Origin of the sequence: Clostridium sp. C8 (genome assembly GCF_001010885.1) — a bacterium.
In the GTDB taxonomy this organism is placed as follows: domain Bacteria; phylum Bacillota; class Clostridia; order Clostridiales; family Clostridiaceae; genus Clostridium; species Clostridium sartagoforme.
On the sequence record NZ_LBMX01000042.1, the window covers coordinates 1 to 13837 of the forward strand.

Genomic DNA, 13837 nt, shown 5'->3' on the forward strand with positions numbered 1-13837 from the left:
TATATATATAACAATGTAATTAAATTTAATTATATGGATAAATTGTATTAATATAGAAAAACGCTAATTAATGATACAATTTTTATTAAAAATTAGATTTAATGGTTAAAAAAATAAATTTGATAATTTTTTAACAAAAAAACATTGACAAAAAATAAACAATGCAATAAAATAAATTTGTAATCAAAATTAAAGTAAATTAAAAATGTGAAAAAGAAAATTTATCTTATAAATATTAGGAGGAATAAAAAATGGCTGTAACAAATGCACAAGAATTAACTCAAAGAATTAAAGAATTAAGAGAAGCGCAAAAAATATTTGCTACCTATACACAAGAGCAGGTAGATGAGATTTTCAGACAAGCAGCTATGGCAGCAAATGATAACCGAATTAAATTAGCAAGAATGGCAGTTGAAGAAAGTGGAATGGGAATAGTAGAAGATAAAGTAATAAAAAATCACTTTGCTGCTGAATATATATATAATCAATACAAGGACATGAAAACATGTGGAGTTATAGAAGAAGATCATACTTTTGGAATAACTAAAATTGCAGAGCCGATAGGTGTTGTAGCAGCTATAGTTCCGACTACTAATCCAACATCAACAGCAATATTTAAAACATTAATAGCGTTAAAAACAAGAAATGCAATAATTATATCACCACATCCAAGAGCTAAAAAAGCTACAATTGAGGCAGCAAGAATAGTATTAAATGCGGCTGTTAAAGCTGGAGCTCCGGAAGGAATAATAGCTTGGATAGATGAACCATCAGTTGAATTATCACAAAATGTTATGAGGGAATCAGATATTATCTTAGCTACAGGTGGTCCTGCAATGGTTAAGTCAGCTTATTCATCAGGAAGACCGGCTTTAGGAGTTGGAGCAGGAAATACTCCAGCTATTATAGATGAAACTGCACATATAAAGATGGCTGTAAACTCAATACTTCTTTCAAAAACTTTTGATAATGGAGTTATTTGTGCATCAGAGCAAAGCATCTTAGTAATGGATGAAATTTATGATGAAGTTAGAAAAGAATTATCTGCAAGAGGAGCATACATCTTAAAGGGTGAAGAAATAGATAAAGTAAGAAAGATAATATTAAATGAAAAGGGTGGCTTAAATGCTAATATGGTTGGGCAGCCAGCATACAAAATAGCTGAAATGGCTGGAGTAAAGGTTCCAGAAGATGCAAAAGTTTTAGTTGGAGAAGTTGAATCAGTAGAATTAGAAGAACCATTTTCACATGAAAAATTATCACCAGTACTAGCTATGTATAGAGTAAAAACATTTGATGAAGCTTTAACAAAGGCATGCCGATTAATAGAATTAGGAGGTATGGGACATACGTCAGTATTCTATACGGATCAAATAAAGTCAACAGAAAGAATTGCTAGATTTGGGGCGGCAATGAAAACTGCAAGAACATTAATAAATATGCCTGCTTCACAAGGAGCTATAGGAGATATATTTAACTTTAGACTAGCACCCTCATTAACACTAGGTTGTGGATCTTGGGGTGGAAACTCAGTTTCAGAAAATGTAGGACCTAAGCATTTAATAAATGTAAAAAGTGTTGCTGAAAGGAGAGAAAATATGCTTTGGTTTAGAGTTCCAGAAAAAACTTATTTTAAATATGGATGTTTACCAATTGCGTTGCAAGAACTGCATGAAATGGGTAAAAAGAAAGTATTTATAGTTACAGATAAAATGTTAGCTGAACTTGGATACACAGCTAGAATAACAGATGTTTTAGAAAGATACGGAATAGACTTTAGAATATTTTCAGAGGTTGAACCAGATCCTACTTTATCAGCAGCTAAAAAAGGTGCAGAAGCAATGCTTGCATTTAATCCAGATGTTATAATTTCTTTAGGTGGAGGCTCACCTATGGATGCAGCTAAGATTATGTGGGTAATGTATGAACATCCAGAAGTTAGATTTGAAGATTTAGCAATGAGATTTATGGATATAAGAAAGAGAGTTTACAAATTCCCTACTATGGGTGAAAAAGCAATGATGGTTGCTATTCCAACATCAGCAGGTACTGGATCAGAAGTTACACCATTTGCTGTTATAACTGATGAAAAAACAGGTGTTAAATATCCACTTGCAGATTATGAATTAACTCCAGATATGGCAATAGTTGATGCAGAGCTTATGATGAGTATGCCAAGAGGATTAACAGCAGCTTCAGGTATTGATGTTTTAGTTCATGCGATTGAAGCATATGTTTCAGTATTAGCCTCAGAATATACTAATGGATTAGCTTTAGAAGCAATAAGATTAGTATTTAAGTATTTACCAGTTGCTTATAATGAAGGAAGTACAAATGTAAAAGCAAGAGAAAAAATGGCGCATGCGGCTTCAATAGCAGGATTAGCTTTTGCCAATGCTTTCCTTGGAATTTGTCACTCAATGGCTCATAAGTTAGGTGCGTTCCATCACTTACCACATGGTATGGCTAATGCATTACTAATAAATGAATCAATTAAATTTAATGCAGCAGATGCTCCAACTAAACAAGCAGCATTTGCTCAATACAAGTATCCTAATGCAGCATGGAGATATGCTAGAATAGCAGATTATCTACAATTAGGTGGAAATACAGAAGCTGAAAAAGTTGAATTATTAACAAAAGCTATAGATGATTTAAAGAATAAGGTTGGAATGCCAAAATCAATTTCAGACGCAGGCGTGTTAAAGGAAAGCTTCTATGCTACAATAGATGAAATGGTTGAGCAAGCATTTGATGATCAATGTACAGGAGCTAATCCTAGATATCCATTAATGAGTGAAATTAAGCAAATGTATATAAATGCTTATGAAGGAGTAAAACCAAAGGAAGTTAAAAAAGAAACTAAGAAAAAATAATATTTCAAATAAAAAATAGAGAATATGATAGGTATTCTCTATTTTTTTATTTTTATATTAATCATACATTTTATAAAAATATGATATTATTTATAGAGAGAATTATTAAGAGATTACAAGGATGATGTGATGTTTGGAGGAATTTTATGAAAAAATTAATTTTAGCAGTTTTGATATTAGTTTTTGCACAGATATTTATGATTGGATGTTCAAAGGAGGTAAGCAAAGAAAGTGAAAAAGAGATAAAAGAAACAATTGATTTAGTTTTATCTTATAAAAATGGATATGATGATAATATGAAAAAACATATAAGTGAAGATAATTTTTATATATGTAATTATGTAGAGTTTTATTCACTATATATAGGTGAATTAAATCTTGAGAAATATGAAAGTTCAATTAAAAACATAAATAAAGAAAATGAAAAGTATAAAGTGTATATGGTTCTTAATATGGAAGCTAAGGCACTTGAAACACATGGAGATGAAGAATCAAGTGATGAAGCTATAGGAGAAGATGTTCCAGTTGAGGTAGTGGTTAAAGAAAAAAATGGAGAGTATTATATAGAGGGATTTACAGAATATGAAAACTTAGAAAAGGCTAAAGAATTAAATTCAGGATTTAACTAAGAACTAAAATAAATTTAAGAAAAGGTGAAATAAATGAAACCATTAGCAGAAGTAATGAGACCACAAAAGCTAGAGGATTTTATAGGTCAAAAGAAGATACTATCTAAGGGGAAACCTTTATATAATCTAATTATAAATAAAATGATTCCCAATTGCATACTGTATGGACCTCCAGGAACAGGGAAAACAACTTTAGCTAATATAATGGCTAATTATGTTGATAAAAAGTTTTATAGGTTAAATGCAACTACAGCATCGGTGAAGGATATACAACAAATAACTGAAAGTTTAGATAGCTTACTTAATTATAATGGAGTGGTAATATACATTGATGAATTGCAACATTTTAGTAAAAAACAACAACAAGCACTTTTAGAGTTTATTGAAAATGGAAGAGTTACATTAATAGCAAGTACTACGGAAAATCCATACTTTGCAATTCATAAAGCTATATTAAGTAGGTGTAACATATTTCAATTTGAAGCTCTTAGCATAAAAGAAATAGCAGAAGGGTTAGAAATAGCAATAAAAAGAATAATAAATGAAGGAGTAGAAGTAGAATATTCATTAGAAGCTATAAAATATATCAGTGAAATTTCTCAAGGAGATTATAGAAAAGCCTATAATATACTAGAACTTGCTATAAATTCACAACTTAAAAAAGTAAAAGAACTTTCTATAGAGTATATAGAAAGTTTAAATCAATCCCATATGAGGGCTGATGCAAATGGAGATGAATATTATAATTTGCTAAGTGCACTACAAAAAAGTATAAGAGGTAGTGATGCTGATGCTGCTATTCATTATTTGGCAAGACTTATTAAATCCGGAAATTTAACTGCAATAATAAGAAGAATTTCTGTAATAGCAGCTGAAGATATAGGTCTTGCACATCCTAATGCATTAACTGTAATAAATTCAGGGATAGAATTAGCATTAAAAGTAGGACTTCCAGAAGCACAAATTATATTATCAGAAATGGTTATATATTTAGCAACACTTCCAAAATCAAATAGTGCATATTTAGCAATAGCTAGTGCTATGAGTGATTTAGAAAATAAAAATATGGGAGATATACCTAATCACCTTAAAGATACTCATTATTCAGGAGCAGAAAGCTTAGGAGCTTTTGGTTATAAATATCCTCATGACTATGAAAATAATTATGTAAATCAACAATATATGCCTGAAAACTTGAAAAATACTAAATACTATTTTACGCAAAAAAACAAGTATGAAGAAAGTATAAATAGGTATTGGAAAGAAGTAAAATAATAGAGGAGTAAAAGTGATATTATTGACAATACCAGAGTGTTTTGGTAAGATATATAAAGTAAATACTAGTAAAATAGTCAACATTAAAAGGGGGAAGTATTATGAAGCTTTCTACTAAAGGTAGATACGGGGTTAAGGCTATGGTAGACCTTGCGATGCATTATGGAGATACCCCTGTTTCAATAAAAACAATCTCCCAAAGACAAAATATATCTGAATATTATTTAGAGCAACTATTTTCACCACTCAGGAAAGCAAATCTTATCAAAAGTATAAGAGGTGCTCAAGGAGGATATGTATTAAATAGAGCTCCAGAGGATATAACAGTGGCAGATGTAATGAATGTGCTTGAAGGACCTGTTGAAATAGCAGAGTGTATTGAAGGAACTGATTGCGATAACATTGATTTTTGTGCTACTAGATTGTTATGGGAAAAAATAAAAAATAGCATTGATGAAGTAATGAAGAGTATAACACTTCAAGATATAGTTGATGACTATGTAAGAATGAAGGATGAAAACCAATCTATTAAGATTGTTAAAAGGAGTAAATAGATATGAGAAATGTATATATGGATTATGCAGCAACAACTTATGTTAAACCTGAAGTTTTAGAAGAAATGATACCATTCTTTACAGAAAGATATGGAAATCCATCATCCTTTTATGGAATTTCTAGAGAAACTAAAATGGCTATTGATAAAGCTAGAAGTAGAGTTGCTAAAGCTTTAAATTGTGATCAAAGTGAAGTTTATTTTACAGGTGGTGGATCTGAAGCTGATAACTGGGCTATTAAGGGGATAGCATCAGCTCACAGAAAAAAAGGTAATCACATTATAACTACTAAAATAGAGCACCATGCAGTACTTCATACTTGTGAATATTTAGAAAAAAATGGTTTTGAAGTAACTTATTTAAATGTTGATAAAGAAGGATTTATTGATTTAGAAGAATTAAAAAATTCTATAACTGATAAAACTATATTAGTTTCTATTATGTTTGCAAATAATGAAATAGGGACTATTCAACCAATTAAGGAAATAGGTGAAATTTGTAGAGAAAGAAAAGTTATATTTCATACAGATGCAGTTCAAGCAATTGGAAATGTTACAGTAGATGTAAAGGAAATGAATATAGACCTATTATCTTTAGCAGGACATAAAATATATGGACCTAAAGGAATTGGAGCGCTTTACATAAGAAAAGGCGTGAGAATAGATAATCTAATTCATGGCGGTGGGCAAGAAAGAGCTAGAAGAGCAGGTACTGAAAATACAGCATCAATAGTTGGACTTGGAAAAGCTATAGAACTTGCAACAGATAATTTAGAGGAACACAGCAAGAAACTTATTATGCTTAGAGATAGATTGATTGAAGGACTATTAAAAGTACCTCATACAAGATTGAATGGTCCTAGAGGTGAAAGAAGATTACCAGGAAATTCCAACATAACATTTGAATTTATAGAAGGTGAGTCTATACTTTTATCTTTAGATTTTGAGGGTGTATGTGCTTCAAGTGGTAGTGCATGTACTTCTGGATCTCTTGATCCATCACATGTATTATTAGCAATAGGGTTACCTCATGAATTAGCACACGGATCTTTAAGATTGACATTAGGTGATGGTTCAACTGATGAAGATGTAGATTATGTACTAGAAGTTGTTCCACCTATTATAGAAAGACTTAGAAATATGTCTCCATTATGGGAAGACTTTTTAAAGAAGGGAGAAAAATATTATGATGTACAGCGATAAGGTTATGGATCATTTTAGAAATCCAAGAAATGTAGGGGAAATAGAAGATGCAAATGGGGTGGGAGAAGTTGGAAACGCCAAATGCGGAGATATAATGAAGGTTTATTTAAAAATTGAAGATAATATAGTTAAAGATGTAAAATTCAAGACTTTTGGATGTGGATCTGCTATTGCTTCATCATCAATGGCAACAGAATTAATAAAAGGAAAAACTGTAGAAGAAGCTTGGGAGTTATCAAATAAAGCAGTTGCAGAAGCTTTAGATGGCCTTCCACCTGTAAAAATGCACTGTTCTGTTTTAGCTGAAGAAGCTATTCACAAAGCAATTAATGATTATAGAAAAAATACAGGTTTAGAGCTTTGGGACTTCGAAGAACATGATGATATACATGATCATGTTCATGGCGATGAGTAGGAATTAATATGAAGAAAAAAGTAGTAGTAGGTATGAGTGGTGGAGTTGATAGCTCCGTTGCTGCATACCTTTTAAAAAAACAAGGTTACGAAGTAATAGGCGTAACTATGAAACATTTTGATGATGAAGATGAAAGCTATATGGAAAGAGAAGGCGGGTGTTGCTCTCTTTCATCAGTAGAAGATGCAAGAAGAGTTGCTGATAAGTTAGAAATACCATTTTATGTTCTTAACTTTAAGGAGTCATTTAAAGAAAAAGTAATAGATTATTTTGTACAGGAATATATGGAAGGAAAAACTCCAAATCCATGTATTGCATGTAATAAGCATATAAAATTTGATGAATTTTTAAGAAGATCAAAGGGAATTGGAGCAGATTATGTAGCTACAGGTCATTATGCTAAAATAGAGAAAAATGAAGATGGAAGATATCTTTTAATAAAAGCAGATGATGATAAAAAAGACCAAACCTATGCTTTATATAATTTTACACAGGAGCAATTAAGTCAAACCTTAATGCCTTGTGGAGATTATACTAAAGATAAGATAAGAGAAATAGCTAAAGAAATTGGTCTTGCAGTTCATAATAAAAAGGATAGTGAGGAAATATGTTTTATCCCAGATAATAATCATGGTAAATATATTTCTTTAGTTAAGCCTAATGAAGTAAATACAGGAAACTTTATTGATAAAAATGGGAATATACTAGGAAAGCATAAAGGAATAGTATATTACACAATAGGTCAAAGAAAAGGATTAGGTATAGCTTTAGGGAGACCGGTTTTTGTTACTGATATTATTCCTAATACTAATGAAGTAGTTCTTGGACCGGAAGAGGATATATTTAAAACTGATTTAGTAGCAAAGGATATTAACTTTATTCCTTTTGAAAATTTGAAGGAAGCAATGTCTGTTACAGCTAAGGTAAGGTATTCGGCAAAACCTTCTGAAGCAATAATTTATCCCCTTGAAAATGGAAAAGTTAAAGTGTCATTTAAAGATAAACAAAGGGCCATTACCAAAGGGCAATCTGTTGTATTTTATGATGGAAATGTTGTTGTTGGTGGAGGAATAATAGAAAAAATTATATAATTTTAAAATTCTCATATTTTTGTATGAGAATTTTTTTTTATCTTTTGGGGATAATATAGGTAATATGGATAGAAAGGGGAAAAGTTATGCTAAAAACTAAGGATTTCTATTTATTAAAAGTATATGACATAAGGGGGAAGTATTTAGGGATAGTAGATGATATTTACATTAATTTTCACCAAGGAACTATTGAAGGCTTTTTTATCTCTAACTATCTACTATTCAGTAAAAAAAATTTCGTTAAGACTAAAGATATTATTTCTTTAGAAGAGGTTATTATTGTAAAAGAATTAAGTAAGAAAGCTGGATTATCATTTAAATCTATAAAAGATATGGATATAAAAGATAAAAATAATGTTATGAGAGGGATTTTAGAAGATTTAATTATAGAAAAAAGGGATTTATCAATAAAGGGATTAGTTATGAGTTCTGGTATATTTGATAGAATGATAAAAGGAAAAGAAATATTACTTTTAAAACAATGCCTTTTAGGGGAAGATTTTATTTTATATTATGGAAGTGATGAGGTAAGGTTACAAAGTTTACCTCGTAAGAAAAAATATGTTAGTTTATAAAAAATACAAAAAAATAATTAATCCTATTTTAATAATAATAGTAGCTTTAATAATTTTGGCTTTATACATAAAAATAAAAACACTAAATAGTATAGTAAATATAATTTTTATTGGATTTATATTTGCGTATACTTTAAAACCTTTTAGAGATGGTTTAAGTGAAAAATTTAAATTAAATAAAAGAGTTGCATCTATTTCTATAATAATCGTGATTGTTTTTAGCTTAATATTATTGTCTTATATAATAATCCCATCAATATTAAGAGAAAGTTATAATTTTGGATCAATATTAGATAATATAGACATTTACATAAAAAATATTGCAAAAAAAATGAATTTGAATGATTTATCTTTTTTTCAAGGAATATATGAGCAAATAAGTGAAGAAGCAAATATGTTCTTTGCTAAAATTTCTGATAATTTTTTAGAAAATTTATTTCTTTGTTTTGAAAGCTTAGTTTCGCTAGCAATTATACCTATAGTTACATATTATTTTCTAGTAGATGGAGATTTAATTTATAATAAGCTTTTACTAATATTACCAACAGAAAAAAGAATAATAGCTAAAAAAGTTCTTAATAACTTAGATAAGGTGTTATCCAGATATATAATAAGTCAATTATTATTGTCTTTAATTATAGGGGTTTTAACTTTTATAGTACTTCTTATTTTAGATGTAAAATTTGCCTTAATACTAGGTATATTTAATGGAATATTAAATATCGTACCTTATTTTGGGCCAATAATAGGAGGGGTGCCTGCTATATTTATAGCTCTTATGGATTCACCTAATAAGGCGTTATATACAATAATTGCTGTGTTTTTGATTCAGCAAATAGAAGGAAATATTCTATCGCCCAAAATAACTGGAGATAGTACTAATATGCATCCTATTATAATCATAATCTTATTATTAGTAGGAGAAAAGTTGGGTGGTCTTATAGGAATGGTGATTGCAGTACCGATAGGAGTAATAGTTAAAGTTATATATGAAGATATCAATGATTATTTATTCTAAATAAAATAATTGACATAATTTAATAAATAAACTATAATTTCATTGAAATATTAGAAAATTTAATATTTGGCATTGAAGAGAATGAGTAAATATAGATTGTGTATTCAGAGAGGGAGTGTTTGCTGAAAACTTCTTACACTATATATTGAAGCTATCTTGGAGCTATATTATCTAAGTGATGTATTGTTAAATACATAATTAGGGTGGTACCGCGGAATTTATGTTTTCGTCCCTTTTTTATAGGGATGGAAACTTTTTTTATTATATAAGAATATAAAGTAAAGTTTGGAGGCAATATATATGAAATTCATGGGAACAAATGAACTTAGAGAAGCTTATTTAAGCTTTTTTGAATCAAAGAATCACTTAAGGTTAGAGAGCTTTCCTCTAGTACCTAAAAATGATAAATCACTATTATTAATAAATGCTGGTATGGCACCGCTTAAGCCATATTTTACAGGGTTACAAGAACCGCCAAGAAAAAGAATAACTACTTGTCAAAAATGTATAAGAACAGGAGATATAGAAAATGTAGGTAAAACATCAAGACATGGTACTTTCTTTGAAATGCTTGGGAATTTCTCATTTGGAGATTATTTTAAAGAAGAAATAATTCCTTGGGCTTGGGAGTTTATAACAGAAACTCTTCAAATTCCAAAAGATAAGTTATACGTGACAATATACTTAGAAGATGATGAAGCTTTTGATATTTGGTGTAATAAAACTGATGTAGATCCAAAAAGGATATTTAGACTTGGAAAAGATGATAACTTCTGGGAAATAGGTGTGGGGCCATGTGGACCATGTACAGAAATTCATTATGATAGAGGCGAAGGCGTTATTACAAACGTGGATGATTTTGTAAAAGCAAGTGATGAAGATAGAGTAGTTGAGTTTTGGAACCTTGTGTTTACACAATTTGATAAAGATGAAGAAGGAAATTATAATAAATTAGCAAATCCTAATATTGATACAGGCATGGGACTTGAAAGAATAGCAACTATAATGCAAGGTGTTAATAATATTTTTGAAATAGATACAGTTAAGAATATACTTCATAAGGTATCAGATTTATCAGGGGTAAAATATGGAGTTGATAAAATAAAGGATATTTCTTTAAGAATAATTACAGATCATGTTAAGTCAGTAACTATGCTTATTTGCGATGGAGTACAACCAAGTAATGAAGGTAGAGGATATGTTTTAAGAAGATTACTTAGAAGAGCAGCAAGACATGGAAGATTACTTGGAATAAAAGATTTATTCTTAACTGAAATAGTTGAATCAGTAGTTGAAAACTATGGTAGTGCTTATCCTATGCTTATAGAAAATAAAGAATATATAGAAAAAATAGTTTTATTAGAGGAAGAAAGATTTAATGAAACTATAGACTCAGGAATGAATATTTTAAATGACTATATAGAAGAAATAAAAGCTTCTAAGGAAAAAACATTAAAAGGGGAAAAAGCATTCAAACTATACGATACTTATGGTTTTCCAATAGAGTTAACAGAAGAAATTTTAGAAGAAAAAGGCATGAAGGTTGATCATGAAGCTTTTAGAAAAGAAATGGATGAACAAAGACAAAGGGCAAGAAATGCAAGAGGAGAATCATCATATATGGGAAGTGATGAAAGTCCGATTAATAAAATAGATGCATCTGTAAATACTGAATTTATGGGATATAACAATCTTGAAGTAAAATCCAATATATTAGTTTTAGCAGATGATAATAGTTTTGTTGAAGAATTGTCAAAAGGACAAAAGGGATATATAGTTACTGAAAAAACACCTTTCTATGCAGAAATGGGTGGTCAAGTAGGAGATAAAGGAACTATAAAAACAGCTTTAGGTGAAGCTTATATTTATGATACAAAGAAAAATGTTGGTGGAAAAACTATTCATTATGTTAAAGTTTTAGATGGAACAATAAAAGTAAATGATGAAGCAAATCTTAGGGTGGATATTTTAAGAAGAAGCAGCATTGCAAAAAATCATACAGCTACACATATGCTGCATGAAGCTTTAAAGCAAATTGTAGGAAAGCATGTAAATCAAGCAGGTTCTTATGTTGATGATGAAAGATTAAGATTTGACTTTGCTCACTTCCAAGGATTAACAGAGGATGAAATACAAAGTATTGAAGAGTTAGTTAATAAAAAAATAATGGAAGTATTTGAAGTTGATACAAATCTTATGACTTTAGATGAAGCAAAAGAGTCAGGAGCAATGGCTTTATTTGATGATAAATATGGTGATAAAGTTAGAGTTGTAAGTGTTGGAGAGTTCTCAAAGGAGCTTTGTGGAGGTACTCATGTTAATAATTCAGGAGAAATTGGATTATTTAAAATAGTATCAGAGACAGGTGTTGCAGCAGGAATAAGAAGAATAGAAGCTGTAACAGGGTTAAATGCAATAAAATACATGGAAGAAAAGCAAAGACTTTTAAAAGAAGCATGCAATGCATTGAAATGTACTGAAAAAGACGTATTAAAGAAGATAGCTTCACAAGGTGCTGAAATTAAAGAAAAAGAAAAAGAAATATCAGAACTTAAGAGTAAATTAACATCAGGAATTGAGGATGATATTTTAGCGTCAGTTAAGGATATAAAAGGAGTAAGAGTTGTAGCATATGGACTTGAAGGCATAGACGGAAATGCACTAAGAGATCTAGGCGATAAAATGAGAAGTAAACTTTCAACTGGAGTAGTTGTTTTATTAAGTAATGTAGGTGGAAAAGTTAATGTAATATCTATGGCTACAAAGGATGTAATAGAAATGGGAATTCATTGTGGAAAAATAATTAAGGAAGTGGCAGCAGTAGTTGGCGGCGGCGGCGGCGGAAGACCGGATATGGCTCAAGCTGGTGGTAAAAATCCTGAAAATATCAAATCTGCTATAGAAAAAACATACTCAGTAGTAGAATCTTTAGTGAAATAATCTTTAGTAAAATAGTGTACTTTTATAATTATATAGTTTATAATATAATTAATTAAGTAAAACCTGTGAATAGAATTCTAAAAAAATGAAATAATATCATTAGGGATACTATTAAACTAAATATTAGTAAGGGGGTGAGCTGCATTAGCAGCGGTTGTATGAATAATAACTTAGATCAAACAATGCAATTTAACTTAAACATCAATAAAGAGGATTTAACAAAATCAATATTAACAGATGTTTACAATGCGTTACAGGAGAAAGGTTATAATCCTATAAACCAATTAGTAGGATATCTTATTTCAGGGGACCCTTCTTACATTACAAGCTACAACGGAGCAAGAGCTTTACTAAGAAAACTTGAAAGAGATGAAATTCTTGAGGAAGTTATAAAATCTTATTTAGAAATAAAATAAAGAGTGCCCGTTAAAATCGGGCACTCTTTAATATTTAAGGAGACAATTATGAGAATACTTGGTTTAGATGTTGGGTCTAGAACAATAGGAGTAGCAATAAGTGATCCTTTAGGCTGGACTGCCCAAGGGATAACTACTATAAGAAGAAGTAAAAAAGAACAAGACATAGAAGAAATTAAAAAAATATGTAGAGAATATTCTGTTGAAACTATAGTTATAGGATTACCAAAAAATATGAACAATACTATAGGAGAAGCTGGTGAAAGAGTATTAGAGCTTTCGGAAATTATAAAAGAAGCTACTGGGTTAAAGATTGAGATGTGGGATGAGAGACTAACTACAGTAGCTGCACATAAAGCGATGTTAGAGGCAGATTTATCAAGAGGTAAGAGGAAGAAAATAGTAGATAAGATTGCTGCTACATATATACTTCAAGGATATTTAGATAGACTAAGCATGAAATAATTATTTGATTTCCAATTGAAAATTATTATTGACAACTAGTAAGGTAAAAATTACAATTATAAAAAAAGGAGATATTTTAATGGATAAAGATTTAAAACAAATAGAGCTGTATGATGAAGATGGTAATTTAGTAAAACTAAATGTTGTTGCATTTTTTGATATGGTAAACCCAGATACAGAAGAGAAGAGCGAATATGTAATAGTATATGATGATGAATATACTGAAGATGATATATTTGCGTTAAAGGTAGGAGTAGATGAAGATGGAGATGATCTATTAATACCTATAGATGATGAAGTAGAATTAGCAGCAGTACAAGAAGCTTATGATACTATTTTTGCTGATGAAGAATAAAATCTAACTAAAAAAAGAAAGAGGTG

At 29.9% G+C, this 13837-nt stretch carries 13 protein-coding genes and 1 other annotated feature; all 13 genes read left to right on the forward strand.

All coding sequences use genetic code 11. The features are described from left to right. Positions 1-251: 251 nt before the first annotated feature. The 13 genes from adhE (at position 252) to AAT22_RS05960 (ending at position 13811) form a co-directional block, all read left to right on the forward strand. Positions 252-2876: a bifunctional acetaldehyde-CoA/alcohol dehydrogenase gene (gene adhE, locus AAT22_RS05900; RefSeq protein ID WP_016206469.1), complete on the forward strand. Its 2625-nt coding sequence runs from the start codon at positions 252-254 to the stop codon at positions 2874-2876. A 146-nt stretch (positions 2877-3022) separates the two neighbouring features. Beyond that, positions 3023-3505, forward strand: a complete 483-nt coding sequence (locus AAT22_RS05905; RefSeq protein WP_047000572.1) for a hypothetical protein — start codon at positions 3023-3025, stop codon at positions 3503-3505. A gap of 33 nt (positions 3506-3538) precedes the next feature. Further along, positions 3539-4780 carry a replication-associated recombination protein A gene (locus AAT22_RS05910; protein ID WP_047000573.1) on the forward strand — a complete coding sequence of 414 codons (1242 nt, stop codon included), beginning with the start codon at positions 3539-3541 and terminating at the stop codon, positions 4778-4780. Positions 4781-4881: 101 nt separating this feature from the next. Beyond that, positions 4882-5334, forward strand: a complete 453-nt coding sequence (locus tag AAT22_RS05915; protein ID WP_016206466.1) for an Rrf2 family transcriptional regulator — start codon at positions 4882-4884, stop codon at positions 5332-5334. 2 nt (positions 5335-5336) lie between these two features. Further along, positions 5337-6536 (forward strand): cysteine desulfurase NifS, encoded by a 1200-nt coding sequence (gene nifS, locus AAT22_RS05920; RefSeq protein WP_016206465.1) that lies wholly within the window; start codon positions 5337-5339, stop codon positions 6534-6536. Next, positions 6520-6951 (forward strand): Fe-S cluster assembly scaffold protein NifU, encoded by a 432-nt coding sequence (gene nifU / locus AAT22_RS05925; RefSeq protein WP_040436539.1) that lies wholly within the window; start codon positions 6520-6522, stop codon positions 6949-6951. Before nifS ends, nifU begins: the two co-directional genes overlap by 17 nt. Positions 6952-6953: 2 nt before the next feature. Beyond that, on the forward strand, positions 6954-8042 hold the full coding sequence (mnmA, locus tag AAT22_RS05930; RefSeq protein ID WP_172655008.1) for a tRNA 2-thiouridine(34) synthase MnmA: 1089 nt from the start codon (positions 6954-6956) through the stop codon (positions 8040-8042). An 86-nt stretch (positions 8043-8128) separates the two neighbouring features. After that, a complete protein-coding gene (locus AAT22_RS05935; protein ID WP_047000574.1) occupies positions 8129-8617 on the forward strand; it encodes a PRC-barrel domain-containing protein in 489 nt (162 codons plus the stop codon). Further along, a complete protein-coding gene (locus AAT22_RS05940; RefSeq protein ID WP_047000575.1) occupies positions 8604-9635 on the forward strand; it encodes an AI-2E family transporter in 1032 nt (343 codons plus the stop codon). The genes AAT22_RS05935 and AAT22_RS05940 overlap by 14 nt, the downstream gene beginning before the upstream one ends. A 63-nt stretch (positions 9636-9698) precedes the next feature. Then, positions 9699-9872 (forward strand) — a binding site (T-box leader). A gap of 63 nt (positions 9873-9935) precedes the next feature. After that, positions 9936-12575: an alanine--tRNA ligase gene (gene alaS, locus AAT22_RS05945; RefSeq protein ID WP_047000576.1), complete on the forward strand. Its 2640-nt coding sequence runs from the start codon at positions 9936-9938 to the stop codon at positions 12573-12575. A gap of 158 nt (positions 12576-12733) precedes the next feature. After that, on the forward strand, positions 12734-12991 hold the full coding sequence (locus AAT22_RS05950) for an IreB family regulatory phosphoprotein (RefSeq protein ID WP_008678270.1): 258 nt from the start codon (positions 12734-12736) through the stop codon (positions 12989-12991). Positions 12992-13039: 48 nt separating this feature from the next. Next, on the forward strand, positions 13040-13456 hold the full coding sequence (gene ruvX / locus AAT22_RS05955; protein ID WP_047000577.1) for a Holliday junction resolvase RuvX: 417 nt from the start codon (positions 13040-13042) through the stop codon (positions 13454-13456). 79 nt (positions 13457-13535) lie between these two features. Continuing rightward, on the forward strand, positions 13536-13811 hold the full coding sequence (locus AAT22_RS05960; RefSeq protein WP_016206458.1) for a DUF1292 domain-containing protein: 276 nt from the start codon (positions 13536-13538) through the stop codon (positions 13809-13811). Positions 13812-13837 lie beyond the last annotated feature (26 nt).

Bases quoted from the DNA above. Each gene is read 5' to 3' on its own strand.
- adhE (WP_016206469.1), top strand. From the start codon at position 252: ATGGCTGTAACAAATGCACAAGAATTAACTCAAAGAATTAAAGAATTA.
- AAT22_RS05905 (WP_047000572.1), top strand. From the start codon at position 3,023: ATGAAAAAATTAATTTTAGCAGTTTTGATATTAGTTTTTGCACAGATA.
- AAT22_RS05910 (WP_047000573.1), top strand. From the start codon at position 3,539: ATGAAACCATTAGCAGAAGTAATGAGACCACAAAAGCTAGAGGATTTT.
- AAT22_RS05915 (WP_016206466.1), top strand. From the start codon at position 4,882: ATGAAGCTTTCTACTAAAGGTAGATACGGGGTTAAGGCTATGGTAGAC.
- nifS (WP_016206465.1), top strand. From the start codon at position 5,337: ATGAGAAATGTATATATGGATTATGCAGCAACAACTTATGTTAAACCT.
- nifU (WP_040436539.1), top strand. From the start codon at position 6,520: ATGATGTACAGCGATAAGGTTATGGATCATTTTAGAAATCCAAGAAAT.
- AAT22_RS05935 (WP_047000574.1), top strand. From the start codon at position 8,129: ATGCTAAAAACTAAGGATTTCTATTTATTAAAAGTATATGACATAAGG.
- AAT22_RS05940 (WP_047000575.1), top strand. From the start codon at position 8,604: ATGTTAGTTTATAAAAAATACAAAAAAATAATTAATCCTATTTTAATA.
- alaS (WP_047000576.1), top strand. From the start codon at position 9,936: ATGAAATTCATGGGAACAAATGAACTTAGAGAAGCTTATTTAAGCTTT.
- AAT22_RS05950 (WP_008678270.1), top strand. From the start codon at position 12,734: ATGAATAATAACTTAGATCAAACAATGCAATTTAACTTAAACATCAAT.
- ruvX (WP_047000577.1), top strand. From the start codon at position 13,040: ATGAGAATACTTGGTTTAGATGTTGGGTCTAGAACAATAGGAGTAGCA.
- AAT22_RS05960 (WP_016206458.1), top strand. From the start codon at position 13,536: ATGGATAAAGATTTAAAACAAATAGAGCTGTATGATGAAGATGGTAAT.